This is a genomic window from Tepidicaulis marinus (assembly GCF_000739695.1).
Taxonomy (GTDB): Bacteria; Pseudomonadota; Alphaproteobacteria; order Parvibaculales; family Parvibaculaceae; genus Tepidicaulis; species Tepidicaulis marinus.
In genome coordinates this window covers 1-24,519 of the sequence record NZ_BBIO01000025.1, presented here as the reverse complement: position 1 = coordinate 24,519, position 24,519 = coordinate 1, and the positions used below count along the sequence as shown (strand labels likewise).

Annotated in this window: 26 protein-coding genes; 3 read left to right on the top strand and 23 right to left on the bottom strand. The window is 60.6% G+C overall.

The window, feature by feature from the left end:
• Positions 1-175: 175 nt before the first annotated feature.
• From M2A_RS16055 to dcm, 3 genes are read right to left on the bottom strand one after another with little or no spacing between them, the layout of a single operon-like run.
• Positions 176-1,396, bottom strand: coding sequence for a type II restriction endonuclease (locus M2A_RS16055; RefSeq protein ID WP_045449617.1), 1,221 nt, complete (start codon positions 1,394-1,396; stop codon positions 176-178).
• Positions 1,393-1,854 (bottom strand): very short patch repair endonuclease, encoded by a 462-nt coding sequence (locus tag M2A_RS16050; protein ID WP_045449614.1) that lies wholly within the window; start codon positions 1,852-1,854, stop codon positions 1,393-1,395. Before M2A_RS16050 ends, M2A_RS16055 begins: the two co-directional genes overlap by 4 nt.
• Positions 1,855-1,862: 8 nt before the next feature.
• A complete protein-coding gene (gene dcm, locus M2A_RS16045) occupies positions 1,863-3,143 on the bottom strand; it encodes a DNA (cytosine-5-)-methyltransferase (protein ID WP_045449612.1) in 1,281 nt (426 codons plus the stop codon).
• 238 nt (positions 3,144-3,381) lie between these two features.
• Between dcm and M2A_RS16040 the strand changes: the two genes are divergently transcribed.
• Positions 3,382-4,113, top strand: a complete 732-nt coding sequence (locus M2A_RS16040) for an HAD family hydrolase (RefSeq protein WP_197052973.1) — start codon at positions 3,382-3,384, stop codon at positions 4,111-4,113.
• Positions 4,094-5,050, top strand: coding sequence for a dCTP deaminase domain-containing protein (locus M2A_RS18085; RefSeq protein WP_156101802.1), 957 nt, complete (start codon positions 4,094-4,096; stop codon positions 5,048-5,050). The genes M2A_RS16040 and M2A_RS18085 overlap by 20 nt, the downstream gene beginning before the upstream one ends.
• Here the strand turns inward: M2A_RS18085 and traI are convergent.
• The 18 genes from traI to M2A_RS15955 all read right to left on the bottom strand — a co-directional run bounded on the left by traI (position 5,047) and on the right by M2A_RS15955 (position 20,769).
• Positions 5,047-6,426: a TraI/MobA(P) family conjugative relaxase gene (gene traI / locus M2A_RS17645; protein ID WP_052379564.1), complete on the bottom strand. Its 1,380-nt coding sequence runs from the start codon at positions 6,424-6,426 to the stop codon at positions 5,047-5,049. The two genes, M2A_RS18085 and traI, sit on opposite strands and share 4 nt — an antisense overlap.
• Positions 6,423-6,782: a plasmid mobilization protein gene (locus tag M2A_RS16025; protein WP_052379563.1), complete on the bottom strand. Its 360-nt coding sequence runs from the start codon at positions 6,780-6,782 to the stop codon at positions 6,423-6,425. Before M2A_RS16025 ends, traI begins: the two co-directional genes overlap by 4 nt.
• A 3-nt stretch (positions 6,783-6,785) precedes the next feature.
• The gene (locus M2A_RS17640; protein WP_156101801.1) at positions 6,786-7,367 is read right to left on the bottom strand and encodes a hypothetical protein; all 582 of its coding nucleotides are present in this window, start codon (positions 7,365-7,367) and stop codon (positions 6,786-6,788) included.
• Positions 7,336-7,608, bottom strand: coding sequence for a hypothetical protein (locus M2A_RS16015; RefSeq protein WP_045441516.1), 273 nt, complete (start codon positions 7,606-7,608; stop codon positions 7,336-7,338). The genes M2A_RS17640 and M2A_RS16015 overlap by 32 nt, the downstream gene beginning before the upstream one ends.
• A 97-nt stretch (positions 7,609-7,705) precedes the next feature.
• Positions 7,706-7,873 (bottom strand): hypothetical protein, encoded by a 168-nt coding sequence (locus M2A_RS18080; protein WP_156101800.1) that lies wholly within the window; start codon positions 7,871-7,873, stop codon positions 7,706-7,708.
• 15 nt (positions 7,874-7,888) lie between these two features.
• Positions 7,889-8,509 carry a DUF6012 family protein gene (locus M2A_RS16010; RefSeq protein ID WP_045449604.1) on the bottom strand — a complete coding sequence of 207 codons (621 nt, stop codon included), beginning with the start codon at positions 8,507-8,509 and terminating at the stop codon, positions 7,889-7,891.
• Between the two features lie 73 nt (positions 8,510-8,582).
• On the bottom strand, positions 8,583-10,748 hold the full coding sequence (locus M2A_RS16005; protein WP_045449602.1) for a zincin-like metallopeptidase domain-containing protein: 2,166 nt from the start codon (positions 10,746-10,748) through the stop codon (positions 8,583-8,585).
• Entirely contained in the window at positions 10,741-10,962 is a 222-nt protein-coding gene (locus M2A_RS16000; RefSeq protein WP_045449600.1) for a hypothetical protein, read from the bottom strand. The genes M2A_RS16005 and M2A_RS16000 overlap by 8 nt, the downstream gene beginning before the upstream one ends.
• Positions 10,949-12,736 carry a type IV secretory system conjugative DNA transfer family protein gene (locus tag M2A_RS15995; RefSeq protein WP_045449597.1) on the bottom strand — a complete coding sequence of 596 codons (1,788 nt, stop codon included), beginning with the start codon at positions 12,734-12,736 and terminating at the stop codon, positions 10,949-10,951. Before M2A_RS15995 ends, M2A_RS16000 begins: the two co-directional genes overlap by 14 nt.
• Positions 12,736-13,191 (bottom strand): hypothetical protein, encoded by a 456-nt coding sequence (locus M2A_RS15990; protein ID WP_045449595.1) that lies wholly within the window; start codon positions 13,189-13,191, stop codon positions 12,736-12,738. The genes M2A_RS15995 and M2A_RS15990 overlap by 1 nt, the downstream gene beginning before the upstream one ends.
• Entirely contained in the window at positions 13,188-14,138 is a 951-nt protein-coding gene (locus M2A_RS15985; RefSeq protein ID WP_045449593.1) for an ATPase, T2SS/T4P/T4SS family, read from the bottom strand. The genes M2A_RS15990 and M2A_RS15985 overlap by 4 nt, the downstream gene beginning before the upstream one ends.
• A gap of 10 nt (positions 14,139-14,148) precedes the next feature.
• Complete coding sequence (locus M2A_RS15980; RefSeq protein ID WP_045449591.1) at positions 14,149-16,332, bottom strand: hypothetical protein; 2,184 nt, start codon at positions 16,330-16,332, stop codon at positions 14,149-14,151.
• A 20-nt stretch (positions 16,333-16,352) separates the two neighbouring features.
• On the bottom strand, positions 16,353-17,417 hold the full coding sequence (locus M2A_RS18485) for a TraB/TrbI/VirB10 family type IV secretion system protein (protein WP_045449589.1): 1,065 nt from the start codon (positions 17,415-17,417) through the stop codon (positions 16,353-16,355).
• Complete coding sequence (locus M2A_RS15970) at positions 17,414-18,496, bottom strand: TrbG/VirB9 family P-type conjugative transfer protein (protein ID WP_045449587.1); 1,083 nt, start codon at positions 18,494-18,496, stop codon at positions 17,414-17,416. The genes M2A_RS18485 and M2A_RS15970 overlap by 4 nt, the downstream gene beginning before the upstream one ends.
• Before the next feature lie 3 nt (positions 18,497-18,499).
• Complete coding sequence (locus M2A_RS15965; protein ID WP_045449585.1) at positions 18,500-19,222, bottom strand: VirB8/TrbF family protein; 723 nt, start codon at positions 19,220-19,222, stop codon at positions 18,500-18,502.
• A complete protein-coding gene (locus M2A_RS18245) occupies positions 19,210-19,374 on the bottom strand; it encodes a hypothetical protein (RefSeq protein WP_197052972.1) in 165 nt (54 codons plus the stop codon). Before M2A_RS18245 ends, M2A_RS15965 begins: the two co-directional genes overlap by 13 nt.
• Positions 19,371-19,583 (bottom strand): hypothetical protein, encoded by a 213-nt coding sequence (locus tag M2A_RS15960; RefSeq protein ID WP_045449583.1) that lies wholly within the window; start codon positions 19,581-19,583, stop codon positions 19,371-19,373. The genes M2A_RS18245 and M2A_RS15960 overlap by 4 nt, the downstream gene beginning before the upstream one ends.
• A gap of 16 nt (positions 19,584-19,599) precedes the next feature.
• Complete coding sequence (locus tag M2A_RS15955; RefSeq protein WP_045449581.1) at positions 19,600-20,769, bottom strand: hypothetical protein; 1,170 nt, start codon at positions 20,767-20,769, stop codon at positions 19,600-19,602.
• Positions 20,770-20,806: 37 nt separating this feature from the next.
• Between M2A_RS15955 and M2A_RS15950 the strand changes: the two genes are divergently transcribed.
• Complete coding sequence (locus M2A_RS15950; RefSeq protein ID WP_045449578.1) at positions 20,807-21,271, top strand: hypothetical protein; 465 nt, start codon at positions 20,807-20,809, stop codon at positions 21,269-21,271.
• 188 nt (positions 21,272-21,459) lie between these two features.
• Here the strand turns inward: M2A_RS15950 and M2A_RS15945 are convergent, their stop codons facing one another.
• Positions 21,460-22,284 (bottom strand): hypothetical protein, encoded by an 825-nt coding sequence (locus M2A_RS15945; protein WP_045449577.1) that lies wholly within the window; start codon positions 22,282-22,284, stop codon positions 21,460-21,462.
• The coding region (locus tag M2A_RS18240; protein WP_045449576.1) for a VirB4 family type IV secretion system protein at positions 22,266-24,519 on the bottom strand (2,254 nt) is incomplete at its 5' end. The genes M2A_RS15945 and M2A_RS18240, both read right to left, overlap by 19 nt.

The following is a 24,519-nucleotide window of genomic DNA, read 5'->3' as shown; positions in this document are numbered from 1 at the left end:
CCTCTGAGGTTCGTAAGCGATTGGTTCACGAATGGAGCGTGCAAAAAGAGCGATAAGTTTTCGGGTGAATGGGTTGATTAGATGCAAGGTTATATTGATGCTTTATCTATTTAAGTCTGACATCGCTAGGTGGTTTGAAGCCGTAGACTGTTAGGAAATTGCTGCAAGGAAATTCTTACCCTTCCTGCCGCAATCGCACCTGATCGAGAAAGTCGCAAACGCTAAACAGCCAGTCTCGTTGGGACGGCCGATAGGTTGATTGCAAGTTCAGAGGCACGATAAGCTGCAGTTTCTTTGCCTTCATCTCGTTGGTCTGGTGCTCGGAGATTCCCGGTTCAAGTGTAAGAAGGTGTTTCTGGTCTATGCGTTCTGCCTCTGACAAAACTTGTCTCCAGCGATCCTTGAGCGTGGATTTGGAGCCGAGCATCGTAAGGTGTTCAGTTGGAAATGATGAATCCCGGTATTCTTCCTGCCCCGGAAAAAGAAAATCAGGGCGGTTCCTGTTTTCCGTTTCAGCTCCCCTAGAATATCTAATCCCAAACCCTTGGAATATCGCTTCAAGGTGGTTTTCCAGCGCAGAGCCCGCGCGCGACTTTCTTCTGTTCTGTACGCTGAGCGAGAACGACAGGAATCCGTCCACATCTACCTCGTCGGCTTGAAGAAAGCCGTTCCTGATGCGCTCGGCAACTATCCGACGCTCGAGCCTTCTAAAAAGCTGCTCTTCCCGATCAATCCACTCAAGAAGCGCTAGGTCCGGATCGTCAAGCGCGGAGACTTCAGGTAAAGACGAACGCGCAAGCTCCGAGAATATACGTGTTGTCGGAAACTTCAGTCCGAAAGGCTCAATGAGACTGTCCAGCCGATCAGCCTCGGGTTCGTCAGCCTCAATTCCGAGTTCTTCCAAAATATAGCGTGCGGCAAAACAGAGTTCTGTGTCAGCCTTTCCTTCTACCTGCTGTGCCTGAAACTGGAAGTCGGGTTGCGCATCGAGGCCAAAGAGCCAAAGCAACTGGCTTTCTATTGTCCCACCATCGGGGGCAACAATGACCATCGCGGAACCGTCGGGACGTAACGCCAGAAAGAAGGCATCAGCCTCTGTCATGGAGTCCGTGACATTGTTGCCCGAATAGTACAGTCGGTACTCAGTCCGGATCGGATGTCGCCGACGCGCATCATACCAAGAGATGCTTCCCTCTGCAGTCTCGAACTCGTCCTCTTTCCCGAACCAGACGAACTTTGTCGGTATGTCCTTCCGGTCATCATCGCCAAAGATGCGCCGCAGCTGGTTAGATGCGTTGAACTCATGCTGGTTTGATCGATTTGGTGACGTTTCTACTGCGCTCAATTTTTTGACTGCCACGCCAGCGAAATAGTCTGAAAGCTGCCCCCTCTTCACGACTTTCCTGTCCCCCTGATTTCAATTTCCGGTCTCGTCGAGGAAAGCCACACGGTGCATCTCTCAATTGCGAGCTCATATGGCTGCTGTTCCTTGCCCTTCAGCGCACATTCCCAGATTACAGCAACACGCCAGCCCTGTTCTTCCAGTTCCGCAATCGCCCGGGCATCATTTGAGCGGTTTTTCTCGATCTTATTGCGCCAGAATTCCTGCCTTGTTTTGGGCCATTTGAAAAGATGGCAGTCGTGCCCGTGCCAGAAACACCCGTGCACAAAAATAACGGCCCGGTACTTTGGAAACACCAAATCCGGCTTGCCCGGCAGTGACCGGTCATGAAGTCTGTAACGAAAGCCCAGCCTGTGTAGCGCCTTCCTGACAGCAAGCTCCGGTTTGGTGTTTTTCCCCCGGATTCCGGACATCATGCGGCTTCGGACCTCGGTGGTAACTATGTCTGCCATGCAACCGCTCAGTCGGCCGCAGGTCTCAGCTTGCCGAGCTTGCGGGCCGTCTCAGAGTGTTCGTTAGAATGAAGTGTTTGCAGGATATGCGGTTTCATGCAGCGGGCCACCTCCCGGACAACTGGGACGGCCACCGAATTTCCGAACTGTTTGTAGGCACGTGTGTCCGAAACTGGAATGATCATTCGGTGATTTTCGTCATCAAAGCCCATAAGACGCGCGCATTCCCGCGGCGTCAGGCGGCGGGGGTTCCCCTTTGCTCTACGGATCAGAATTTCACTTCCATCCTTGTAATAACGCGCCGAAAGTGTGCGTGCAGTGTCGTTTGGACCGCACAAGCCGAATCCAAATCCGTTCCCTTTCGCCTTGTGTTTCTCCGCATAGGCCTTGAGGTAACCCCATAGCTTGTCGGAGAGCGTGTACTTGGGGCTAACCATGCTTACCGCATTTGAACGGCGGACTGCGGGCAGCAGTGTATAGGGGTCTTCCATTTCCTCATCAGGGCTGTGCAGAATGCTATCCAGCTTTGGACCTTTTGAGGGATCGGCGAAATCGAAGCTGTCGAAATCAAACTCGGTATCTTCCCGGAATCCTGCGATGAAAATCCGTTCCCGGTGCTGCGGCAGATATCCTTTAGCGTCGATAATCCGGTAGCTGATCCGGTATCCGAGATCATCCTCAAGCGCACCGCATATCGTGCGGAACGTATCGCCGCGATTGTGGCTTTTCAGGTTCTTGACGTTCTCCAGCAGGAATGCAGCAGGCCGGTGGTGTTTGAGGACTTTCAGGACTTCAAAGAATAGTGTCCCCTGCGTCTTGTCCATAAAGCCATGCTGGCGGCCCAGAGAGTTGAACTTTGAGACACCGGCAAGCGAGAAGGGCTGACAAGGGAAGCCCGCAAGAAGGACATCGTGTGCAGGAATCTCGTCCATCTCCAGGGCGGTAATGTCGCCTGCGATCTCGTGCTCATCCGGAAAATTCGCCCGGTACGTGGTTTGGGCATATTTGTCCCATTCGCAGGTAAAGACGCATTTTCCGCCCGCATCCTCGAATCCTCGGCGCATCCCGCCGATGCCGGCGAAGAGATCGATGAACGTGAATTCATGGGTATCCGGGACCGACTCTGCCATACGGTCCGCAAGGCGCCGTTCCAGCATGGCGACATAAGCCTTGCGCGGTGCTGTTTCTCCGTTCTCGATCCTGTGGACCGTTTTCGGGGTCACGCCGAGGAATTCGGCCGTCTCCTCGATTGTCAGGCCGTTTTTTTCCCTGAGTATCCTGAATTCCATGGGGCGCTCCTTTGATTCGTTGAGGGAATCTTAGCTGGGAATTATTGGGACAGAAAGGGAGTTTACCGTCCCCTGGAGTATTTTCCGTTTAGCCAACCCGCCGACATTGACGGAGTAGATAACTCCCAAAATTCGCTAGCAGCCTCTGTCTTGGCTATGGTGCAATTGGGAATTGAGCGCTGTGGCAGAGCGATCTATTTAGAGGTCGCCGGACCACATGCGACGCCGAGAGTTGATTATGCCTAAAAAGATCGTTGTGCTGGACTTGGAAGGTACCTTGATCAAAGTACCTAGACTGTTTGATACGGATGTTCCCAAGAGTATGTGGCAGACGATTGCCCAGCTCTTGGGTCCCGAATGTTTGCGGGAGGAGGAGCGTAGTCACGCTCGCTGGCTGAGTGGCGATATCCCAGATTATGTCACATGGATGGATCAAACCGTCAGAATGCTCTTGCGCTACGGTTTAAACAAGAACGACATCGAGACCCTCGTTAGTAACATTGAAATCGTGTGTGGAGCGCAGCGCTTTGCTCAGCGTATTCATAGTCAAGGTGGAGTTCTCGCAATTGTTACGGGTGCGCTCAAAGCCATTGCGGAGCCAGTGCAAATTGCTTTAGGTGCGCAGCATTTATTTGCTGGCTGTGAGCTTTATTTCGACCAGCGAGGCGAGGTTGTGCATTGGAATCTCTTGCCATCGGATTGGTATGGAAAAGTTGATTTCATGTACCTTTTAGCGCGTGAGTATCAAGCCGACCTGAGCGAGGTCGTATTTATTGGCGATGGCGTAAATGACGTCGAATTGGCTAAGCAGGCCGGTCTCTCCATAGGCTTCAACCCCGATTCCGGTTTGGCGCGAGTTGTGGACATTATCGTTGAGCAACCTGACGAAGAGCAGGACTTCGAAGCGGTAGCTGGGATAATTGAGAATTTTTGGCGGGCAGGGAAAGAAAATGGTGATGCTGTCAGATAAAACGTTGCTAACGCAGGTTCTGGTAAACAAGGCCGTACACCCCTTGCCGGGCGATTGGGGGCAGAAGGCGCCAAATGACGAAGCCTGGTTTTCGAAAGATTCGCCTGTACAGCCTTCTTCCATCGATCTGCACGTTGGCTACATATATGTGCCAGGGACGAAAGGGCCTTGCCGAATGGGAGGTGAAAGGAACGGCCACACGTCTTATGAGTTAAGCCCCGGACATTCCGTGATCGTGAGTACCTTTGAGAGGGTGACTCTTTCTGGCCAGTTTGGAGGCTTGGTATTCCCTCCATCGCGCTTGTCCTCAAAAGGCATTCTAGTAGCAAATATTGGCCATATTGACCCTGGGCATTCAGGACCTCTTCGGTTCACCATTATTAACATGGGCGCACGTCCGGTTAGCTTTGTGCGCGAAAAAGACGCGGTTGGAACTTTGATGCTTTTTGAGCTCGATTCGGAGTCAAGTAGGCCGCTCAGTACCCGCTTCGCAGGGACCGGTGAGAAGACTCGTGATGAGCCAAATGCAGAAGAGATAGATGCGCTAGCGTTGTACTTCGCAGGTATTGAGGAGCGTGTCCGTGAGGTGGCCTTGAGGCAGGCTAATAGAAGGGTTCGCAATATTGCCGGTGGCGCATTCATTGTGTCCCTCTTTGTTAGTGTGCTGCTTGGATATGTTGGTCTCATGTTGACCACCGGTAGTAGCTTGGCCCAGAAACAGTTTTACTTAGAAGAGAAACTGTTCGATTTGTCGAAAGAGAATATCTCGCTTGTGAATCGTTTGGAGCAGGCAAACAGGGACATAGAAGATGTTCGTGCGAAGCTGAACCAGAATTTTTCTGAAATAAGAGGTCGAGCTGATGGAAGGGATAGGAAGCTGGAGGCAGACGATCTGACGGAAGAGACGAGTATGCCGGTCACAAGAACTGAAAATTAAAATTTGTCGCGCTGCATAGGAAACTGACGTCGTCTCTTGCGATCCAAGAGGGCGGGGACATCTACGATCAAAAGTCTTCCCTCCGACGATATGGCAGTTAAACCCACCACCATTTCCCGTTCATTGCGGCGAAACCCAACCATGTTTCCTTTTTCATCGACTATGTCCGGCTCCCGCGTTTTTGAAGACTTCCTTGGCGTCTCCGTCTGGACGGCTTTGCTGTCTGCTGGGGCTTTCATCCACCAATGCGTGAGAGGCCCGGCAAGGCCCTTGGGCATCGTCTTCAGCGAACTGCCGTTAGTTTTTCCGAATAGCATGCATATCATTTCCTGATGCGCCAGAATAAGCACCATGGCCATAGGGTCGTTGTAAGCCTCGGTTAGCAGGAACAGCTTCCAGTTCCCGAGCGCCCGACCGATCAACCCCGGGCGTCTCGCAAGGGGCTTTCTTGCCGTTAGATAACGCCGCCAGAGCGGCGCCGTCGCCGGATGCCTCCTTAGAAGCGGGCGAGCATTATAACGGCTCCTGGATACGGTCTGGTCGATCCCGACGGCCTTCTCCTTCTTCAAAGCCTCAAACGGCCCTAGGCGTTTCTCCAGCGCAGGCTTCGAGCAAGAACGATCGAAAGCGCTGGCCTTCATGGCCTGCTTGCCTTCCCGCGCTTCCACAAAGACCAGACCGTTGGCTCGTTTGCGAAGCGTGACCCCGTGGGCAGAAAGCCCCTCGTGGAGCGCCTGCCAGTCCTTCGCCTTCTCGATGCCCTCCAGTATCTCTGCCTTGTTCTCCAGCATGTACCGCTGGAATGATTGCTGCCAGGTGTGGCGCTCATAGTCGTGAGCTTGCGGTGAGAGGCCCTCCCGGCCGCGTTCCTTGCCGTCCGTCATACCGGGATCGATCGCAAGGCCGTATTTCTGCTCAAGGGCGCGGGCGGTCCTGGCGAGGGCCCGGAAGTCATGACGAGGGTAGGCCATCTTGAGCGTATGAGGGTTCACCAGGTTATAGGCCACATGCATGTGGAAGTTGTCGGTATTGATATGCGTACCTGCGACGCGCTGATGATCCGAGAGCCCCAGCGCGCCTGCAAACTCAGCCTCGATATCTTTAAGAGCCTCGTCTGAGAGCTTTTCCTGGTCGCCCGGCCGGAACGACACGAGCAGATGATAGGTCTTGTTTTTCGTGTCGGGCTTTTGTTTTCTGACCGCCTCGATCTCGGCCAGCGCCGCATCAAGATCGCCCAGCTCTTCTCCCGCATCACAGCCCGCGATCCAGAGCCGGTCCAGCTTCTCGCCTTCGTCTTTGGCAGCCGCAATATATTTGCCCAGCGCCGTAAAGTTGTCGGCGATCTGGCTGTCTTTGGGCAGGCGTCTTGCGATCATGCTCGCCCCCGTTGGACGAGCGCGCGGATCTCCAGGGCTGCTGCTTTCAGTTGCTGTTGTGTCTCCGATAACTCGGCGGCCAGGCCGTCCAGCCGCTCTATGAGGCTCTCCGGCGGTTCCTCATCGAGCGCGAGCTTGAAGAGGTTCCCCAGCCGGGCAAGGTCCGCATTCACCTTCATAAGGTCCCTTATGCCCTGCCAGGCCACGAACTCCGTGGGGTCCGGCAGACGCTTGGCGAGCACGACGCGGCGCACCACTTCCGAGCGGTTCAGATGGAGTTTCCCGGCAAGCTCATCAATATGGTCCCGTTCCTCCGGCGTGAGCGTGACGGAGAGACGGTATTGCGTGGTTGCCATCGCTCAGAACTCCATGCCCTGGTCACGCCCACGTTTCTTGTTCGGCGCTGATTCAAGCCCCAACGCCTGGCGCTGGCGCGCCTCATAGAGCTTTGCGCCCGCGCGCATGTTCTGCTTGCGCGCCTCGATGATCTGTTTCTCTTGGCGGTCGAGCCGGGACTTGTCCTGGTTGAGGAGCCGCGTGGCATGAGACCCGAAGAAGAGACGCGCCTCGTCTTTCGGAAGGCCGCCGACGCGCCGCTTGGGCAGGCTGTGCGCCTCGTCTATGAGCCTGTATTGGACCGGGTCCTTGACCAGCTCGATATGCCGCTCGGCGATCTTGAGCTCGGCCAGTGCCACATCGAGGCTCGAGCGCATCGCCCGGCTGCTGACATATTCCGCCCTGTCGTTTTCCAGGAAGCGGCGCTCGATCGTGAGGATCGTCTCAAGATCGCCTGATCGCCGCGCATCCTGAACGATAGCCAGAAGTGTGCCGCGCACGGCGGCCCGCTCTTTTGCGGCCCTTGTGCGATCGACTTCCTGGGTAAAACTTTTTTCGAGAAGAAGAGTGTCGTTAAAGGTCTCGATCAAGCCAGTCTTTGCCATAGGCTGCTTCCGCTGTCTCGGTACGCAAGCCTCTGGCCCGGATATAGTCGGCTCCTTCCACGCGCTTGAGCGCAAGAAGAGCGGGCGCCGGAATCTCGGCAAGAGCCAGCCAGGCGCGGCCGGTCTCCCGGTCTCCGGCACTGAAGGCCTCTTGAGCTTCAATGAGATACGTCATGTTCTCAGAGACCCGCTCAGCCTGCAGTTCCTGGCGCTCTTTTTCGCACAGATAGCTCTTCGGCATGGGGGTCTCCTTTGCGTCATATCCGGTAAGGCTCAGTCTATATCTGCCTGCCCGTGCGGGCCAGAGGGTACGTCGGTTTCAGGGGGGGAAGAGAGGCCTAATCCGCCTCCACATCCTCAATCTCGAAGGAATGACAATCGCCGCAAAAGGGCGGATCGACGGGCGTGCCCATTACCCAGTCATCTTCTTCTGCGTCCCAGTGGGCGAGCATCTGGCAATGGATCTCGGTGCTGCCGCAGTCCTTGCATCGCTTCTCTGTAGGCATGAGGGGTCCTTTCTTTCAGGCAGGTTCATGAGTGTGGAAGGCGCTCTCGAGCGCAGGCATCCGCCCCGAGAGCAGGTCGTGCGGTGATGGGCTCAGAAGCCGCGCGCGCGGGACCGTGTGCAGGGCCACCACTTCCTGCCGTGCCATGATCCGGCCGTCCTGCACGCGGTCCTTGTAGTCCCCCTGTCTGCGGCGGCTGGTGAGCTCCATGCGCGGCTGCGCCAGCATGGGCGTCCAGCCTTTTGCCGCCTCCGGCCAGCGCGGTGCCCAGCCGCCCCGGGTTTTGTCTGTGCCGTACCAGAGGAACATATTGGAGGTGAGCGCATCGAAGTCCTGGTCGAGAACCTCATAGCGGACCTCATGCTCAATCACACCGATCCCGGCCGCCTTCCAGCGGGTCAGCGTGGTGAAGGCAGTGAGCGGGACTGCGGTCTCGATAAAGAAGCCGACAATGGCTTTCCGGCCCCTGTGCGGACAGGCAATCAGCCAGTTCTTGTTTGGATAGGGCCGGCGGGCCGCAAGCTCTGCGCCGCCTTTCAGGTGAAGCCCCAGATCATCGCAGTGGAAGTCCACAAGTGCGCAGGGCGGCTCGGTCCTCTGGCAGGCCATCAGGCAAGGAAGAAGATGTATCAGCATGGGCAACGCATCCGGAAGTGGAAGAGGAAGAAGCTGGCGGCATAGTGAGTACGCCGCCAGCCGGTGTGCGTGGTCAGACCCCGAGCCCCAATGCCTCGCCCGATCGGGCTTTGGCAGGGGATGCGGCTTTCTGCTTTTCGGGTGCCTTGTTTTGGACGAGCAATGCCAGATGCGCTTTCAGTGCCTCCGGCCCCCGCTCGCGGGCGATGTCATTGAAGTCGGTGAGGCCCTTGGCTTTCTCGGCCTCCGTCAGCGGCGGCACGATCAACTCGGCTTTCACGGCCTCGGCCGCCTCCCGCGCCCGCGCAAGGCCCGCATTGCGCTCCTTGCCGTGGTCATCATCGGCCGCGATCACCAAGGGCCGCTCCGGCTCTTTTGTCTTAAGCGCTTCGGCGACGGGACCAAGGTTCCCGGCATCGAAGGCGACAGCGACCTGGCGGCCGGTCGCCTTCTCAAGACTTGCGGCCGTCGCATAGCCTTCGGCAATGAGGAGGGGTCCATCGCCTTCTCCGATCACATGCATGAGGCCGGTCTTGCGCCCGCCCTTGAGGAAGCGTTTCGTGCCGTCTTCCCGGATCACCTGCAGGTTCCAGAGGAAGCCCTTCTCATCACGCATGGGGACCAGCAGATTGCCGTTCTCATCCACTTTCAGGCCGTGGCCCTTGACCTGTTTCCTCTCAAGGTAAGGGTGGTTCTGCGGGGCCTCTTCCGCGTTGATGTAGACGGCATAGGCGCGCTTGGCGGTCCTGGCCTGGGTTTCGGCGATCTCCGCCTCAAGGCCTGCGCGGCGTGCCTGGGAGTCGGCTTTGACGCGGGCAAGCTCTTCCGGGTCGAGCCGCGAGCCCGTCGCCACCCATTGCACGGCTTTCTCGCCGGTCTTGTAGTTCATGATCTGACCGGCAGGCCGCCCGTCGAGGAAGCCCCGGTAGGAGCCGGAGAGCTGGCCCTTGCGGTCACCCTCCACCGGGACCCGGTGCCATTTGCCGTCCATCTGCGGCGCGCCTTTGAGCTTGAGGCCGTTCGCTTCCAGAGCTTCCGCAAACTCCTCCTGCGGCGAGACGGAGGGCGCCTCGCGTTTCGGGGCGTTTTCCGGAGGGAGCCATTTGGCAACCGTCTCAAGATCGGTCCCCGCGCGCACATACCAGGATTTGCGGCCCCGGTCCCAGCGGGCGCCGAGTTCTTTCGCCGCGTCTTTTTCCTCATAAGGGACGGCAAGATAGATGCGCTTCGGCGGTTCTTGTTCCGCGCCGCCGGGAGTGTCCAATTGCGCCTCCTTTTGCTTCCTGGGGCTTTCATCGGCCGCAAGCGCCTGTTCGGCCTGTTTCTTGTGGGAGAGTTCAAGGCTGAGACGCTTTTCAGGTTCAAGCACCCAGCTGCGGATGTTCTCCGCGTCCCTGACCGCGCGGAAGAGCGCGGCCGGGTCTTCTTTGATGGTGTTCGCCCAGGAGCGCACATAGGCCGCATGGCGCTCCGGGAAGTGCCCGAGCCCCAGCTCCGTCGTGATGAGATAGGAGGCGATCTCCGCCCTCAGCTCTTCACGGGCATACGTCTCAGACCCGAAGGCACCGAACGCGCGGTTCAACCGGCTTTTGTGGCCGGTCGCATGCCCCAGCTCATGGAGCGCCGTGGCGTAATACTCATAGGCCGTCCCGAAGGCCTCTTGCCTCGGCAGATGGATCGCGTCCTTGTTGATGGCATAAAAGGCCCTGTCGGTCTGGTCGTGATGGATGGGCACGCCGCCGCCCGCCAGCACCTTTTCGGCTTCTTCCACGGGCTCGAAGGTCCGCTCCGGGGCCTTGTAAGGCTCCAGCCCGTCGATCTGCTCGGCATTGAAGACGGTCGCATAGAAGACCTTGGGCCTCTCAAGGTGCACCGTCTCATAAAGCGCATTGCCCTCGCTGTCGGTCAGCGGCCGGCCGGCTTCATTCAGCTTTTGCCGGCGCTCTTCCCATTTCCAGAACTCGATTTTCGTGCCCTTCTCGCCCTTGCGCACCTGGGCATCTTGAGCAGCCGCCTGGCGGTAGGTCATCCAGCGCGGGTCCGCATAAGGCTGCAGATCGAGCCAGATCGAGTTGATGCCCTTGTAAGCGGTGCCGCTGGCCGGGTTATGCGCCCGGTCCCGGATGAGATTGGGGTCCCAGGGCTTTTGCCAGGGGGCGGTACCTTCCTCGATATGCCGCACCAGCTCCTCGATGACGGTCTCCCGCCAGGTGGGACCCTTCTGTTGTACCTCAGCCATGGGCGCCTCCCTCTGCGGAGAGCGCGATCTCATCCATCAGGCTGTCGAGCGCGTCTTCTTCAGAGAGCGCGGTCTCTTCAAAGGCGCCCATCTCATCGGCAAGGTCGGGATCGACGGCTACGGGGCCTCTCACGGCAAGCGCCGGGATCGTGGCCGAGGCAAGACGGCGCCAGACCGTCTCACCGATTGCAGAACTATCGTCAGTCTCTCTCATGGGGGGTCTCCTGTTGCAGAGAGGGCGCGGGTGATTTGGGAAGGACGGGCGGCGCCGGGATTGCGGCCCGGCGCGCCAGCTCCTTGTCCTGGAAGTAAAGGCGCTGCAGGCCCCGGATCGGCGGGGAGCCCGCAGAGAAGATGAGGGCCTCGCCGGGCATGATCTTGCGGCCGTGCTTTTCGATGCCGCGCAGGCGCATGCACTCATCCGGCGTCAAAAGCGGGCGGCCGGTCTCGCGCAGACTGTCCGAGACCGAGCCCAAATGACCCAATTTGCCCGAACGCGAGCGCTGCTTTTGCACCACCGTCGTCTTGCCGGTCATGTCGGAGAGGAGCTTGGCGGTCTCGATGCGGTTCGGGGCAAAGGCGATGCGCACATGACAGTTCGACATGACGGATTCGTCGCGCCCATAGGCCTGGTGCAGCTGGGCAATGTCCTGAACGACGACGAAGGCTTTCAGGCCATAGCCCGCCATGAAGGCAAGGGCGCGTTCGAAGATTTCGAGTTTGCCGATCGCGGTGAACTCATCGAGCATCAGGAGAAGGCGGTGCCTATAGGTGTCGATCGACTTGCCGCCCTCAAACTCCATGCGCTCCGTTAGTCTGCGCAGGAGGATGTTCATGATGATGCGGATGAGGGGCCTGAGCCGGTCGATGTCGGAGGGCCGGATGATGAGATAGAGCGCGGCAGGCTCATCGCCGTTCACGAGATCGGCCAGCGCAAAGTCACTCTCTGCCGTGTTCCCCGCAATGATGGGATCGGCATAAAGGGCGAGCTGCGTGATCGCCGAGGAATGCACCCCCGAGCGTTCCTGCGGGGCCTTGATCTTCATGCGCGCCGCCCCGCGCCGCACTTCCTTGTCCACATGCGCCTTGCCGTGCTCGAAGGCGATCATGTCATCGAGGAGCGCCTCGAAGTTGTCCTCGCCCGTGCCCTCCTCGATGACGCCGGAGACGAAGGTGTTCACATCATCAAGGCACGCATCCCGGCCTTCATCTCTGAGCACCCGGTAGATCACATGGAGGATGACGACAGAGAGCCAGGTCCAGCCTTCCTGGCGCCAATAGTCCCTGAGACCCTTGCCGTCCGGATCGATGATCATGGCGGCGATGTTCTGGCAGTCGGCAATGTCCCGGCCGCCTTCGAGCCGCACTTCGGCCAGAGGGTTGAAGCGCACCGTCGAATCGGGGCTGGTCGGCTCGAACTTCAGGATGCGGTGCCCCTGGGAAGCCCGCCATCCGGCCGTCAGCGCAAAGTTCTCGCCCTTGATGTCGAGGACGAAGACGCTTTCAGGCCAGGTGAGCAGCGTCGGCAGAATGAGGCTCACGCCTTTACCGGAGCGCGTCGGCGCAAAGACCATGACATGCTCCGGCCCGTCATGGCGGAGCGTCTCTGTCCTCAAGCGTCCCTTCCAGCCGCCGACCGTGACGCCCTTCTCGGAGAAGAGGCCTGCGGCTTTGACATCCTTGCGCGTCGCCCAGCGCGCGGTGCCGTGCAGCTCATCGGCGTCCCGCGCGCCTGAGAGCGTGCGGGCCGAGACACGGGCCGCGAGCGCCGCCACGCCCAGCATGGCGAGAACACCCGCGCTCCCCGTCCAGATCGCCGCCGAGACCATCTCGGCCGGGAGACCGGCCGGGTGTGCCGCGCTCTTAAAGGCCCATTCCCACCAGCGCGCGTCCAGCGGGTCGAAGCCCACGGACCAGTGCCACTGGAGAAGCACGGCCGCGATCACGACAGCAAAGACGGCGACAAGGGCAAGACGCGCAGCCAGCATTACCGGCCTGCCTTTCTTGCCTCGATCCAGGTGCTTACCCGGGTCTCAAGCTTCTGTGCGCCAGACGCGAGTACATGACCGGCCATGCGGAAGAGACCGGCCATCAGGAAGGCCGCAAAATAGCCCGGGACCAGACCGGCAAAGGCAGCATATCCGATCACAAGCGCCGCCCAGGAAAGGCGCGGCAGGCCTTGCACTGCGAGGAAGGCATCGAGCATGAGAATGAGCGCGGTCCACAAAAAACACAGACCCGCTACAAAGGCGGCGGCTTGCGAGGGACGCGGCAAGCGCATCGAGAGCAGGATCCATAGCCCCAGAAGGACTGCGGAGAGGCCGCCGCTTGCCACAAAGATTGCCTTGAAGCCGGAGGCCTCAAACGCTCCGCCTGCAGGGGCAAGCTCCAGGAGTGCCCCGGCAACCACACCAAGCGCGGTAGAAGGATCGAGTGTGTTCATGCGGTTTGTTCCTTTCCGTCTTTCATGACCCAGCGATCGCGGCGCGGCTCCCAGATGTCGGTAATGCGCCGGAACCCGTCCGAGCTGCGCTTGATCTGCACCACGACGTCCACAAGCTCTGTGAGGAACTCCGGCACGCGCGGCATGGCGGCGCCCGACCAGGCAATGTTCTGATCGAACTTCCGGTGGATCGCCTGCCAGGGGCTTTCCGCATGAATCGTGCACATGAAGCCCGTAACGCCCGAGTTGAGGGCGGCAAGGGCTGCAAAAGCGTTCTGGGTTGAGATTTCGCCGAAGAGGATATGGTCCGGCGTGATGCGCATCAGGTGATCATAGAGCTGGCGCCAGTCGAGAAGACCCGCGCCGGTTCCGGCCTCTCTGGCAGCAATGAGCCCGACGCCGTCCCAGAAGCGCTCGATATGAAGCTCCGGTGTGTCCTCAACAGCGACCACACGCCGGTTCGCATCGATCGTCTCAAGCAGCATATTGAGCAGCGTCGTCTTGCCGGTATTGGTCGCTCCGGCAATGATCATGTTGGCCTCGGCCCGGATCATCTCCGTCAGATATGCCCGGATGGCGGGGCTCACCCCCGCCTGTTCCCAGGCGGGGGTAAAGAGATGCTTGCAGCGGATGGCAAGCGAGAGCCCGGTACGCACCGATGGCCCGACCAGGCACTCGAAGCGATGGCTTTCCGGCAAGATGCAGGAGAGCTTGGGGCTCTCATCTGCATCAAAGGTGAGCCCGTAATGATTGCCCAGCGAGCGGGCGATCGACTCGATCACGGCAAGCGTGAGACCCTCATCTTGTACGCGGCGCTTGCCCTCGCCCCGGCGCTCGGTCACGACGCAGCCGGGGCCGCTCATGCGGATCTCGACGGTCGAGGGGTCCGCATAATGGGCCGAGAGCGGCGCCAGGAGCTTTGCAAAGAGCGGATTGGGATGATGCATGGCCGGGCCCCTAGTTGATGATCCCGATCCCGGGACAGCTCTTTGCAACGCGCACGTAAGGCGCACCCTCATTTGACCAGCTGCCATATTGCTTTGTGCCGTCCGGGAACTGCGTTACCTGGCGGCTTTGCCGCCGGTCGTAATGGGTCATGGTGATGCCCTGCCCAAGCGTGACGCAGTTGTTATAGGAGCTCAGACCCGTCACCTGGCGCGACGACGGAAGATGGACCCAGTACGAACGCCAGGGGCAGTTGTTCGGGTGGTTGGCGCATCCGGCTCCGAGAAAATAGCCATCCTTGCCGCCGTCCCACAGCGTATAGGCATAGACCGTGCGGCTCTCGGTGGAGACGGCGCACTTGTTCCCGCGATTGAGAGGCGCGGCTTCGCCCACCATCACACGGTGCTCGGTGCCATCGGGCCGTGTGTAGATCTTGACCCGGTCCTGCCCCTCATATTCGGTGCAGCCCTCATACCAGACCTGACCGTTCACCGCCGTGGTCTCGCCTTCGTAGGAATAGGGCTCTTCCTCGGCGCCCGGCAGGATCTCGGCCGTGCGGATCGTATAGCGCCCCTCGGCCGTGCCCTCGATATAGACGGTCGAGAGCCGGTAGGCGGTAAGCGTGGCATCATTGTTCTGCCAGCCGGCCGTCTCGACCTGATGGGGGTAGGTCTCCGCGCTTTCCTGGCATGGGCTTACATAAGAGCGCTCCCCCTTCCAGAGATAATAGAAGCGCTCGCGGGCATAGGAGACCCCGGCCGAGATGTCATGGGTCCAGGTGGCCGGGCTCGTGCAGCCCTCCGTCGTTGCAATGAGCGCCGAGCTCGCCGTGTCGGGCTTGCACTCGGAGATGAACTGCTCGGCCCCCTCCACCTCGATCTGGACACGGGACTGCAGCGTGACCGTGCCGCTCCCCTGATTGACGACAGGCGCGCAGAGCGGCTCACCGGCCGGCGTTTCATAGACTTTGGTGTGAGGATATTCCTCGCCGTCGTCAGAACAGGCCCCGGCCTGCCAGAGCACGCCTTCCAGCTCATAGGTATGACGGCTCTGGCCATAGGAGCGGCCTGCTGCAAAATCATGCCGGAGCGTGCAGCCGTCCTGCGTCTTCTCCAGCGGCACGGCCGCCACTTCCTCTGACGCCTCGCAGCCTCTGACCTGGACTTCCGTATTGCTGGCATTCTGATAGACAAGGGCGGCCTGCGGCACGGCTTCGCCTTTGGCGTAATCAAGATAGACGGTGCAGGCCGAGCGCTTCTCCACGATCGGGAAGATCTGCTCTGCGTCCGGCGTGCACTCATTGACTTCCTGCCGGGTGCCGCCTGCATCTGTGTAATAGAGGAGGTATTGCGCCTGCGCCTGGCGCCCCTCGATATCGACCTTGTCGCCGCAGACGGAGTAAGAGCGCTGCAGGGCGAAGCGGTCATTGCCGTCCTCACAGTCCGAGCGTGTGACCTTGGTGCCCTCTGTCGTTTCAACCCGGCTTTGCTGGATGGCGACCATTTGGCTCAGATCGACCCGGATGCCGCACCCGTCCGTCGTCACATTGACCGTGGGGATCTCCGGTTCCTCGAACGTCAATCCTTCGGGATTCTGGTATCCGGCCGCGTCCTTGTTCTGCGCCGCATTGGAGGGCGCGCCGCTGGCGCCGGTCGCCGCTTCCGCCGTCTCGCGTTTTGCTTCTTCGGGGTCCTGTTCTGCAAGGCGCTTCAGGGCCGCAATCAGTTCTTCCTGGTTGCCTTCCACTTTGATGACGGACGCCGCATCGAGCTCGGGCCGGTCGAGCTCGAACTGCGCGACGAAGTTCTCGGTATTAAGCGGTTCCGCCTTGCCATCCTTCTGGACACCGGAGAGCACGAGCTGGCCCACCATCTCGCCTTCCACCTTCACATAGCGCGAGTAGGCATTCGCCGTGACGCCTTGCGTCAGATCCGGCGCGGCGCCCGGCACCTTCACCAGCGAGAGGTCGATGGGTTGCGGCTCGTTCTCCGGCACCGCCGTCATGACCTTGGTTTGCGTCACGATCTCCACCTTGCGCGCCAGTGCCTGCACATCGGGGCCTGGCGCTTCCTCAGAGGTAGAGGCGGTCTCTGCCACTGGTTCGGCCGCGCCGGCAGGAACCGGCCCGGCAAATAACGACAGGGAGAGAAGGGAGGTGAAGAGCGCAGGTTTGAGCAGCTTGGGCATATTGAGCATTGGGGGGAGACTCCTTCTGACTACTCGGCTTTGGCGATGTACCAGTCCACGGCAGGCCGGATCTGGACCCGCGTGCCCTGGGGGATGGTGATGATGGGGGTGAGAGAGAGCGTCTGCTCCAGCACGGAGGCGCTAATCTCGCCGAAGCGCTGCGAGAGCTCTTCGGCGGCCTTCTCGGAAGCGGACTCGGAGGACCCGCCCTCCTCATCCTCATTGGAACTGGTTTGCGCACTGCCGAAGCGCACGGCGGTCGAGATGCCGGTAAGAAGGAAGGCCGTGCCGTAGCGTTCCCAGAAGCGCCGGTCCACTTCGCCCGAGACACCCGGCTGGCCCTGGACATTGCCGACCAGGGCATCCAGCTCGCGGATCTCCGCCCTATGGCCCGCCATCAGGATGCGCGCGCAGCTCAGCGGCAAACGGGACGACCCGATATCGGCCGGCGGCTTGAAGGAGCAGAGAAGACGCGAGCCTTTGGGAATGAGCACATTGCGGCCGTGATAGCCGAACACATCGCGCGCCGTTTGCACGACAATGGTGCCGCTCTCATCGCCGCCCACCTGGCTATTGATGCCCGTCTCCAGAATGCCGGTGATGTAGCGGTCGGCGGTCACGATCCGCGCATTGTCGACCGGGCGGCTGGAGGTGCGCCGGGGCCCCGCGTAATCGGAAGGCTTGACGGAGGCGAGATCGAGTGGGCCGGAAGGTTTTATCGGGGCGGGTGCCTTGGGCTTGAAGCCTGCGGCCTTTGCCGCCGCCTCTTCACTCACCGCCAGTGCATCCCAGCGCGAGGGCAAGGCGCCCGGCCGCGCCCAGGCAGCGGCAAGGGCCTCGCGGAAGGGGTCTGTCTCCGGCTGGGGATCCGGCTGCTCCACCACAGGCGGCGGCGCGGGCCGCTCTACCTCCTGCCGGATAATAATGGGCGGCATTTTGGGCGGCGGGGCCGGCTGCGGCGGCGGGGGCGGCGCCGGCAGTTCCCAGGCCGCCGGGTCGTCTTCCGGGAGCGTATTCTGCGGCGGCTGATCAGCCGCACAGGTGCCGCCGAAGGTGAGGCCGAGCGCGAGAGCAATGTCGCAGAACGCGCTCATGCCTCGCCCTCATATTCGATGCAGAGGAAGCTCTCGCCGCTCTTGAGGGTGATGAGCGGCCGCGTCGACTCGATGATATAGGTCGAGCCCTGCACCCGCGTGTTGACGAGCTCGTCGATCCCGTCAACGACCACGTACGCTGTGGGCAGTTCGATATCCTTCCAGCGCTCCCCGAAGCGGATATAGGTGAAGTGATCGTCGCGGAAGACGGTCTCGGGCTTAAGCCCATCATCGCCCCAGAGCGTGTAATCGCCCCAGCCTCTGAGCTTGCTCGGATCAAAAGGTGCGCTCGCGACAAAGTCACCATCAGCTGTCCCAGGCGCTGTCTGGGTCAGCCCGGCCACAATGCCGCGAGCGCCGGTCTGGCCGGGGTCACCCGCTTTGCCCCCGGCCAGACCTTCCGGGATGGGGGGCGTTTCCCCGGAAGCTGTTTCATCAAAGCCCGGCACCGCCAGGTCCTTGTCTGTCGTTACCGCGCCCGCGATCCGCACCACAAGGTCCGGGATCGTCATGGCGTTGAAGCCTTCGGCTCTGAGATAGAAGGGATAAAGCGCCCCGCTCTTGCCATAGACGACAAGGGAACTGTCATAACCATGCCCCACGGGGCGCACGGCCAGGCGGCGCTTGCCGCGCGGCTTCACCGAGAAGCCGCCAGTGTCCCCGAGATCGACAGACGCGATCTCTTCGCCCCTGGGAAGTTCAATGACCGTGACCATGAACTCGCGCGTGCGGATCTTGTAGGTGCAGGCCTCGCACATCTCGGCGGTGTAGACCGCCTCTTCAGGTTTGGCCCGGTCCCAGACTTCCTGGATCTGGCCGGGCGTCCTGGGGCGCACCAGTGTCCCGAAGAAGCCGTCGGCCTGCTCCGCCGCCTGGCGGGCGACGGAATCCGGCATGGGGAGCGCGGCGCTTTGCGCAGGTGCCGATGCCGCTTGCGCGTTAGTCGTGCCGTTTGGCGGAATGGGCGGGCGCATCGGACTTGCCGGTGTCGCGGCCTGCGCGGCGCCCATCGTGATGAGCAGTGCGCCAAGGGCAGCGCCTGCCATAAGAGAAGAGGGGGTAAAGCGGGTGCGTAGCATGTGTCAGCCTCGTTCTTTTAAGGTCATGGCCGTCACCACGACCCCGAGCGGGTTCATGTATTTGTCCTCTTCGCGTGTCTCGTGAGGACGGGTGGTCATGGAGAGGTAGGCACGCAGCTTCTTGCGCTGGATGGTCTCAGCGCCGCGTGTGTCCACTTGTGTGAAGTCGACAGCGAACTTGTAATCCCGGCCGAAGCTCGTGATCCCGTCGACGGACTCCACGCGGATCTCGCGGGTGAGGCCTGAAGCGATCGCATCTCTGACTTCGTCGGTTTCGATGCGCTCCTTGCGCAGCCGCTCGCTCAGCGCGCGGTCGGTCATGCGCGAGGCCTCGCGGTAACGCTCCGTTGAGGTCACGGGATCGATGGCGAGCACGAGCTGCACATAGCGGCTGGCCATGGACTCCATCAGAAGCTGGAAGCCCTCCGTCCTCTCGGTGATGGGCTCCACCCGGTAGATCCGGTCATCGGCCGGATCTGTGCGCACGAGAGCGATCTCGGTCTCCTTCAAGGGAAGCATCACCGAGAACATCGAGACGAGCGCCGTCACGGCCGCGCCGAGCACGATGTTCGTGCCCGCCGAGAGCCGCAGCATCCAGGCAAGACGGCGATGCGCTGCCTGGAAGGCGTAAGGGTCCGCTGCCACGGCCGCCCTATGCGGGGAACCGGGCAGCGCCGCGTCCCCTTCCGCCTCGCGGCCTGGCCTGATGGATTTTAGCCAGTCCATGTGTACCCCTCGGAATTGAAGGGCACCTGAGCACAGGCGCAGGGGCTCGGCTTCATCTTGTCCGTGCCCTCGCCCGCGTTCTGCGGCAGTTCGAAGTTCCCGGCGCAGCCGGTCATAAGGACGGCGAGGAAGAATGGAACGAGCCACTTCATGCAGAGGCTCCTTCCATGGCCGTCTCGTCGCCCACTTCTTTTGCGCCGATCTCGCGCAGGATCACTTCACCGTCGAGCGGCATGCTGTCGAGCTTCACGTTGAAGCCCTTGCCGTCGCCGTGAACCCAGGCCGCACCGATGCGGTTCCAGATTACACGCTCCTTCGTCTCGATGGCCTGCAAGGCATGGTGGGTTGGTTTGTTGGTCATAAGTTGCTCCTTTGGGTTAGCCTCGGTCGAAGGTGGGGGTTTTGATGCGTTCCATGATGGCCTTTCCGGTAGCGGACAAATTGCTACCGACAGCGCCTGCGGCACCTTTTGGGTCAAGGACAGCGCTAGCTCCATAGCGAAGGCCATCTACGGCACCCATACCGACAGCCGCGCCGCCCGCGCCCCAGGCTGCGGCACCTTTGGCGGCCTTCTTGTAGGTGTCGGGATTGAGAGCAGCGAGGCCGGATGCCGTGACACCGGCCGTAATGACGGCAGCGGCCTGGTTGGTGAGCTGCGAGCCGGCAATGGAGTTCGCCATGCCGGTCGCTTCGGCCATAAAGGCGGTGCCGAGCCAGCCAAGGATCATCGCAACCCAAAGCGTCGAGCTTGTGAGCGAGAGAACTTCTGTTGGCGTGTTGGCGCCGTACTCGGCAACGGCAAGTGCCTTGACTCCATAGAGACAGACCGCAAGCGCGACCGTTGCGCCGAAAAGCACCATGAAGGAGGCAAAGAGTGTCTTGATGCCGGTCATGGCCATGCCCCGCCCCCATCCAAAGGCGAGCAGCATCATGAGAATGGGCGAGAGCGCCGCGAACATCATGACGCGGAAGATCGAGACGACCACCTGTGCAAAATAGACGACGAGAAGAAGAATGTAGGGTAGCGCGATAAGTCCGGCATAAATGAGGGGTGTCGGATCTGTAAGCGAGGCCTGTGCCATGATCTCGGTGGCAAGGCCGAATACCTTTACGACGCCCGTCTCTGCAACCCAGACGAGCTTTTGCATGCCATCGATATTGGAGATGCCGGAGGCGCTAGCTGCAACCTCGGCGCTCGAGCTGGTCACGCCGGTCTTCTCCGAGATAGAAGCCGTCGAGAGCACCGCGCCGGCAGCGCCGCCCATCACCGAGAGCGAGGTGGAATAGATTTGATTAACCAGTGTCGGCCCTTGTCCAGCCATCAACGTGGCTGCAATGACGACAAAGACGAACTCATGCGCTAAACTTAGAAGATCGGCTTTGCCCAGGATCATCTTGATCCCGTGGACCGTGATCCAGAGGCCCGCGAGGGAAAGGAAGATCACCCACATGGGATCGACCAGCACTTCGCTCAGATCTTGTGTAAAGGCGTTGGCGAGCGTGACGTATTCATTCACGACATCGCAGGTGAAGCAGGCGTCAGCCATAGCAGCACACCTCGTCAGCTAGAGGGAAGGAAGAGAGATGGAATATGTTCTGTATGCCGCAGCCGGGCTTGTTGGACTGGTCTTTGCGTTCGGCGCCATTAAAGGCCTGCACTCGACCTACCTTGATGTTTACAAGAGACTTGAGGGCCTTCGTGCCAGGCCAATGATGCGCGCCATCTTTTCTCTGATGCTTGCCCCTATTTGGTATTGCGCGATGCTTATTGGCGGCATTGCTCTTCTGCCTTTTCTGGCAGTTTATTATTTCTTTAAGGGCATGGTTCAGCGTCAACGAATGACGCCAGAGGAAGAGCGGCAGTACCGCGCCGCTCGAAACGAGATTAAAGAGCAAAAGAAAGCTGCGGCAGCAGCAAGAGAATCCACCAAGACGCGCAAAAAGAAGCGCGGCCCGATCGGCGGCTCGCACACAGCCGAGATCATGATGTTCGGCGAAGATCCGGTGAACCGCTGGGCGGCGCGCAAAGTGCGCGACAAGTTCTTTTGATTTCCGGTGGAGACGGGCCGTGACTAAAGAACATCCCGAGCCTGAAGATGTGAATGATCCTGACGACGCCCCTGATCTCTCCACGTCGGAGTGGCAGGAAAAACTGCTCACGGCGCAAGTGAGACGAGATGGGCGGACGCAAGCACTGCCTGGCAGCCCACGGATAAAACTTTCAAAGTGAGCGTTTGTCATTCCCCGCCCTCCTTTTTCAGAGCGCCGCGCTCGGTTGAAGACAGGCTCATCTCCATGAGCATGGTGCTCTGGACTTTGAGAAGCTGCGCGAGAAGCTGGTTCTGCTGAACAAGCTGGCGGTTTGTGAGCACCTGGCCCTGTGCCACGACGGCAAGCCGGTCCTGCTGCGTCTTCGCGGCGCGTGCGGCAGCTTCCAGCTCTTCACTTGCCTTCTGGTTTGTCTCGGCCGTCTCTGTTGCTGCCTTGTCAGCCTGCGCCATACCCTTTGACGCGGCGTCTTTCGTGACGGCCCGGCGCCGCGCTTCGATGACGGCGCGGGCCTTGGCACGGGTTGCCCACTTTTCTTCAGAGGTGCCGCCCTCATCCCAGAGGGTGCCTTCCGGCCAGCTCTCAGGATCGATCGGATCGAACCAGAGGGCTTTCTGGTAGGCTTTCGAGCCGCCGCAGATGGAGTCGAAGTTCAGCTCATCCGCACTGAGCCCCGGCATCAGCTTCTCGAAGTCGGGTTTCAGGCACTGGGCATCGCGCATGACCTGGCCGGTGAGCTTCTGCAGGTTCAGCGCCGGCAGCGTGAGCTGGCCCATGGCCCCGATCGCATCGATCTGGTCCTGGACTTGGCTACTCAGCGTATCGAGCCACTCGGTCTGCTGGCGCAGCTGGTCGACCTGCTCCTGCAGTTTGTTCATCTGCTGGGCAAGCTGGGCAATGGCGCCGGTGTCCACCACGGCCATGGCGCTATAGGCCATGGACGGCACGCCGATGACGAGCGAGAGCGTAAGCGCGGCGGTGCGCAGGCGTCGTTTTAGAGGTGTTCGGCCCATGTCTCTCCCCATGTGGCTTGAAGGTCCTGAAGATGCTTGTTGGCGTCAGTGCCTGCCCGGTAGAAGCGTAAGCTTTGCCCAAGCGGCGAGAGATCCACATCGATGATGGCGCTCTCATCGAAGCCGGAGGCCGCATCGCGCTTGACGATGAGCGCGCGGCGCTCGCGCCGCGTGGAGGCCCGGCCGAGGACAAAGCTCATTTGCTCATCATTGAGATTGAAGGGCTCGAAGCTCTCGGCTGTCGCCTGGGCATTCGGCAGGAAGATGAAGGTGGCCGTGTTCTCAATGAAGGCTTCGGCCATACCCGAGCGCAGGAGCGCGGCCGGATCCTGGAAGGCAAGGCCCACGGCGCCATTGAGTTTCCGGTATTCACGGAACATCTCTGCGGCAAGCGCCCGGAAGCCTTCGTTCTGCAGGAGCTTGGCCGCCTCATCGATGAAGATGGTGAAGCCTTTGGCGGACTTCGCCGCTGACTGGCCGATCGCGGCCGCCATATGCGTGACGACAGGGGGCCCGAGTTCCGGGTCACTCAGCGCCTCATTCATGTTGATGGCGACCATGTAATGGTCGAGCAGGCCCCCGAGGCTGTCATGGGGCGCATTAAAGACATGGGAATGAAGGCCTTTATTGCCCTTGTCGTCGATCACCCATTTGGCAAAGACCTGCCGCAGCGCCGAGCGCTTGGCAAAGGCAAAGCCATAGATCGCGGACAAGGTTCGCTCCGGGGGCTCAAGCTGGAACGTCAGATCGAGGGCATGGGAGAAGGCGGCTTCTTCCTCGGGGCTCAGCTTGTGATCCCCGGCCAGAGCGCGGAGGATATGATAGACGCGCTGCCGGTTCGCCGGGGTATCTTCCCCGACATCGAGCGGATTAAGCGCGAGCCTGTCATAGCTCTGATAGAGCCCGCCCATGGCTTCCACCATGAAGCGCGCGCCTTCCTTACTGTCGAAGATGTAGGAGCGCACGCCTTCGAACTTCGCGAGCCCGCCAAGGAGATGCATCATCAGCGTGGACTTGCCGCCGCCCGTGGGCGCGAAGACCAGGTAATTGCCCCGTGCCTGGGGCTTGTCTTCCACATGGAACTGGAAGGCGTAAGCCTGGCCCGTCGGCGTCCTGAAATAGCGGACCGGCGCCGGGCCGAACTGGCTGGAAGTCAGGCCTTGCGCGGAGTGCGGCATGGCCCAGAGGGCTGCGATGTTCTCGTCTCTGAGATCAAGCGGCAGCATCAGCCGGGTGCCCGGCATCAGCTTGCCTCTCGGCACCGACGGCAGCCGGTTCATCCAGCAAACCGGCGCGCCTTTGGTCTGGACCCGGTAGAGGACGCGGGCATGGCCGAGCAGCTCGCAGATCCCGCGCGTGAGCCTGGTAAGCTCTGCCTCCGTCTCGGCCCGCGCGATGATCTGGAACTCGGTGGCAAAGAGTGTGGAGGTGCCTTCCGAGAGGAGAGACAGGATCACTTCCGTCTCGCCTGCGGCAGCCGGGTTGCCGAAGAAGGACCCGCTGAGCGCCTGCTGCTTGCGCTTGTAGATGAGCAGCGCCTTGTCCCGGTCCCAGGGCTCGCAGATCTGCGCGACCTCTATATCGCCCGGCAGCGCCAGAATGTCCCCGACGAGCCGGCCCGAGACCGTCTCCGGCCAGGCTATCACTCCGATCACCCTGTGGAGCTGCTTCTCCGGCACATGGGCCGTGATGACACCGCTCCCCCTGTCGCAGTGAAGATCCGCGCCGGGCAGTGCGCCGGAGAGACTTGCCGAGACGGAAGGCAGATCCCGCCGGTAATCGCCGGAGATCAGACCATTGAGGAAGCCGGTGAGCGGGCAGGCCTCCCCGTCTCTTGCCGCCTTGGCCACGGCCTCAGGCGCATAGTCCCCGGCCTGGGCGGCAATGATCTGTTCGGCATCGATCAGCGGCTGCATCGAGGCCGAGGCGGCCATCAGATACCAGTCCACAAAGTAGGAGGATTTGAAGAGGGCGGCCTCCGCCTCGCCGATCTCGCCGAGCGCGCGGGCCGGCCAGTGCGCCTCATACGTAATGGGGCGTTTGCGCTTCACCGCAAAAAGCCGGAGGGAAAGCCCCTTCTTGCCAAGCTCATGGAGGAGAGAGGCCCGGCCGAGCAGGAGCGTGTGCTGCTCCCGTTCGACCTTGGCGTCATAGCTTGTGCCGCGCATCGACCAGACACGCGCGAAGCTGCCGTCCTTGAGGCGGATGGTGAGGCCATCGGGCTCGATAGCGTCG

Excerpts from the sequence above, each read along its gene's own strand:
- M2A_RS16005 (WP_045449602.1), bottom strand. The coding sequence starts at position 10,748 with ATGGCTGAGGTACAACAGAAGGGTCCCACCTGGCGGGAGACCGTCATC.
- traI (WP_052379564.1), bottom strand. The coding sequence starts at position 6,426 with ATGATCGCAAGACGCCTGCCCAAAGACAGCCAGATCGCCGACAACTTT.
- M2A_RS18080 (WP_156101800.1), bottom strand. The coding sequence starts at position 7,873 with ATGCCTACAGAGAAGCGATGCAAGGACTGCGGCAGCACCGAGATCCAT.
- M2A_RS18085 (WP_156101802.1), top strand. The coding sequence starts at position 4,094 with ATGGTGATGCTGTCAGATAAAACGTTGCTAACGCAGGTTCTGGTAAAC.
- M2A_RS18485 (WP_045449589.1), bottom strand. The coding sequence starts at position 17,417 with ATGAGCGCGTTCTGCGACATTGCTCTCGCGCTCGGCCTCACCTTCGGC.
- M2A_RS15960 (WP_045449583.1), bottom strand. The coding sequence starts at position 19,583 with ATGACCAACAAACCAACCCACCATGCCTTGCAGGCCATCGAGACGAAG.
- M2A_RS15965 (WP_045449585.1), bottom strand. The coding sequence starts at position 19,222 with ATGGACTGGCTAAAATCCATCAGGCCAGGCCGCGAGGCGGAAGGGGAC.
- M2A_RS15970 (WP_045449587.1), bottom strand. The coding sequence starts at position 18,496 with ATGCTACGCACCCGCTTTACCCCCTCTTCTCTTATGGCAGGCGCTGCC.
- M2A_RS17640 (WP_156101801.1), bottom strand. The coding sequence starts at position 7,367 with ATGGCAAAGACTGGCTTGATCGAGACCTTTAACGACACTCTTCTTCTC.
- M2A_RS16010 (WP_045449604.1), bottom strand. The coding sequence starts at position 8,509 with ATGCTGATACATCTTCTTCCTTGCCTGATGGCCTGCCAGAGGACCGAG.
- M2A_RS16040 (WP_197052973.1), top strand. The coding sequence starts at position 3,382 with ATGCCTAAAAAGATCGTTGTGCTGGACTTGGAAGGTACCTTGATCAAA.
- M2A_RS18245 (WP_197052972.1), bottom strand. The coding sequence starts at position 19,374 with ATGAAGTGGCTCGTTCCATTCTTCCTCGCCGTCCTTATGACCGGCTGC.
- M2A_RS15950 (WP_045449578.1), top strand. The coding sequence starts at position 20,807 with ATGGAATATGTTCTGTATGCCGCAGCCGGGCTTGTTGGACTGGTCTTT.
- M2A_RS15990 (WP_045449595.1), bottom strand. The coding sequence starts at position 13,191 with ATGAACACACTCGATCCTTCTACCGCGCTTGGTGTGGTTGCCGGGGCA.
- M2A_RS15995 (WP_045449597.1), bottom strand. The coding sequence starts at position 12,736 with ATGCTGGCTGCGCGTCTTGCCCTTGTCGCCGTCTTTGCTGTCGTGATC.
- M2A_RS15985 (WP_045449593.1), bottom strand. The coding sequence starts at position 14,138 with ATGCATCATCCCAATCCGCTCTTTGCAAAGCTCCTGGCGCCGCTCTCG.
- M2A_RS15945 (WP_045449577.1), bottom strand. The coding sequence starts at position 22,284 with ATGGGCCGAACACCTCTAAAACGACGCCTGCGCACCGCCGCGCTTACG.
- M2A_RS16025 (WP_052379563.1), bottom strand. The coding sequence starts at position 6,782 with ATGGCAACCACGCAATACCGTCTCTCCGTCACGCTCACGCCGGAGGAA.
- dcm (WP_045449612.1), bottom strand. The coding sequence starts at position 3,143 with ATGGAATTCAGGATACTCAGGGAAAAAAACGGCCTGACAATCGAGGAG.
- M2A_RS16000 (WP_045449600.1), bottom strand. The coding sequence starts at position 10,962 with ATGAGAGAGACTGACGATAGTTCTGCAATCGGTGAGACGGTCTGGCGC.
- M2A_RS16015 (WP_045441516.1), bottom strand. The coding sequence starts at position 7,608 with ATGCCGAAGAGCTATCTGTGCGAAAAAGAGCGCCAGGAACTGCAGGCT.
- M2A_RS16050 (WP_045449614.1), bottom strand. The coding sequence starts at position 1,854 with ATGGCAGACATAGTTACCACCGAGGTCCGAAGCCGCATGATGTCCGGA.
- M2A_RS15955 (WP_045449581.1), bottom strand. The coding sequence starts at position 20,769 with ATGGCTGACGCCTGCTTCACCTGCGATGTCGTGAATGAATACGTCACG.
- M2A_RS15980 (WP_045449591.1), bottom strand. The coding sequence starts at position 16,332 with ATGCTCAATATGCCCAAGCTGCTCAAACCTGCGCTCTTCACCTCCCTT.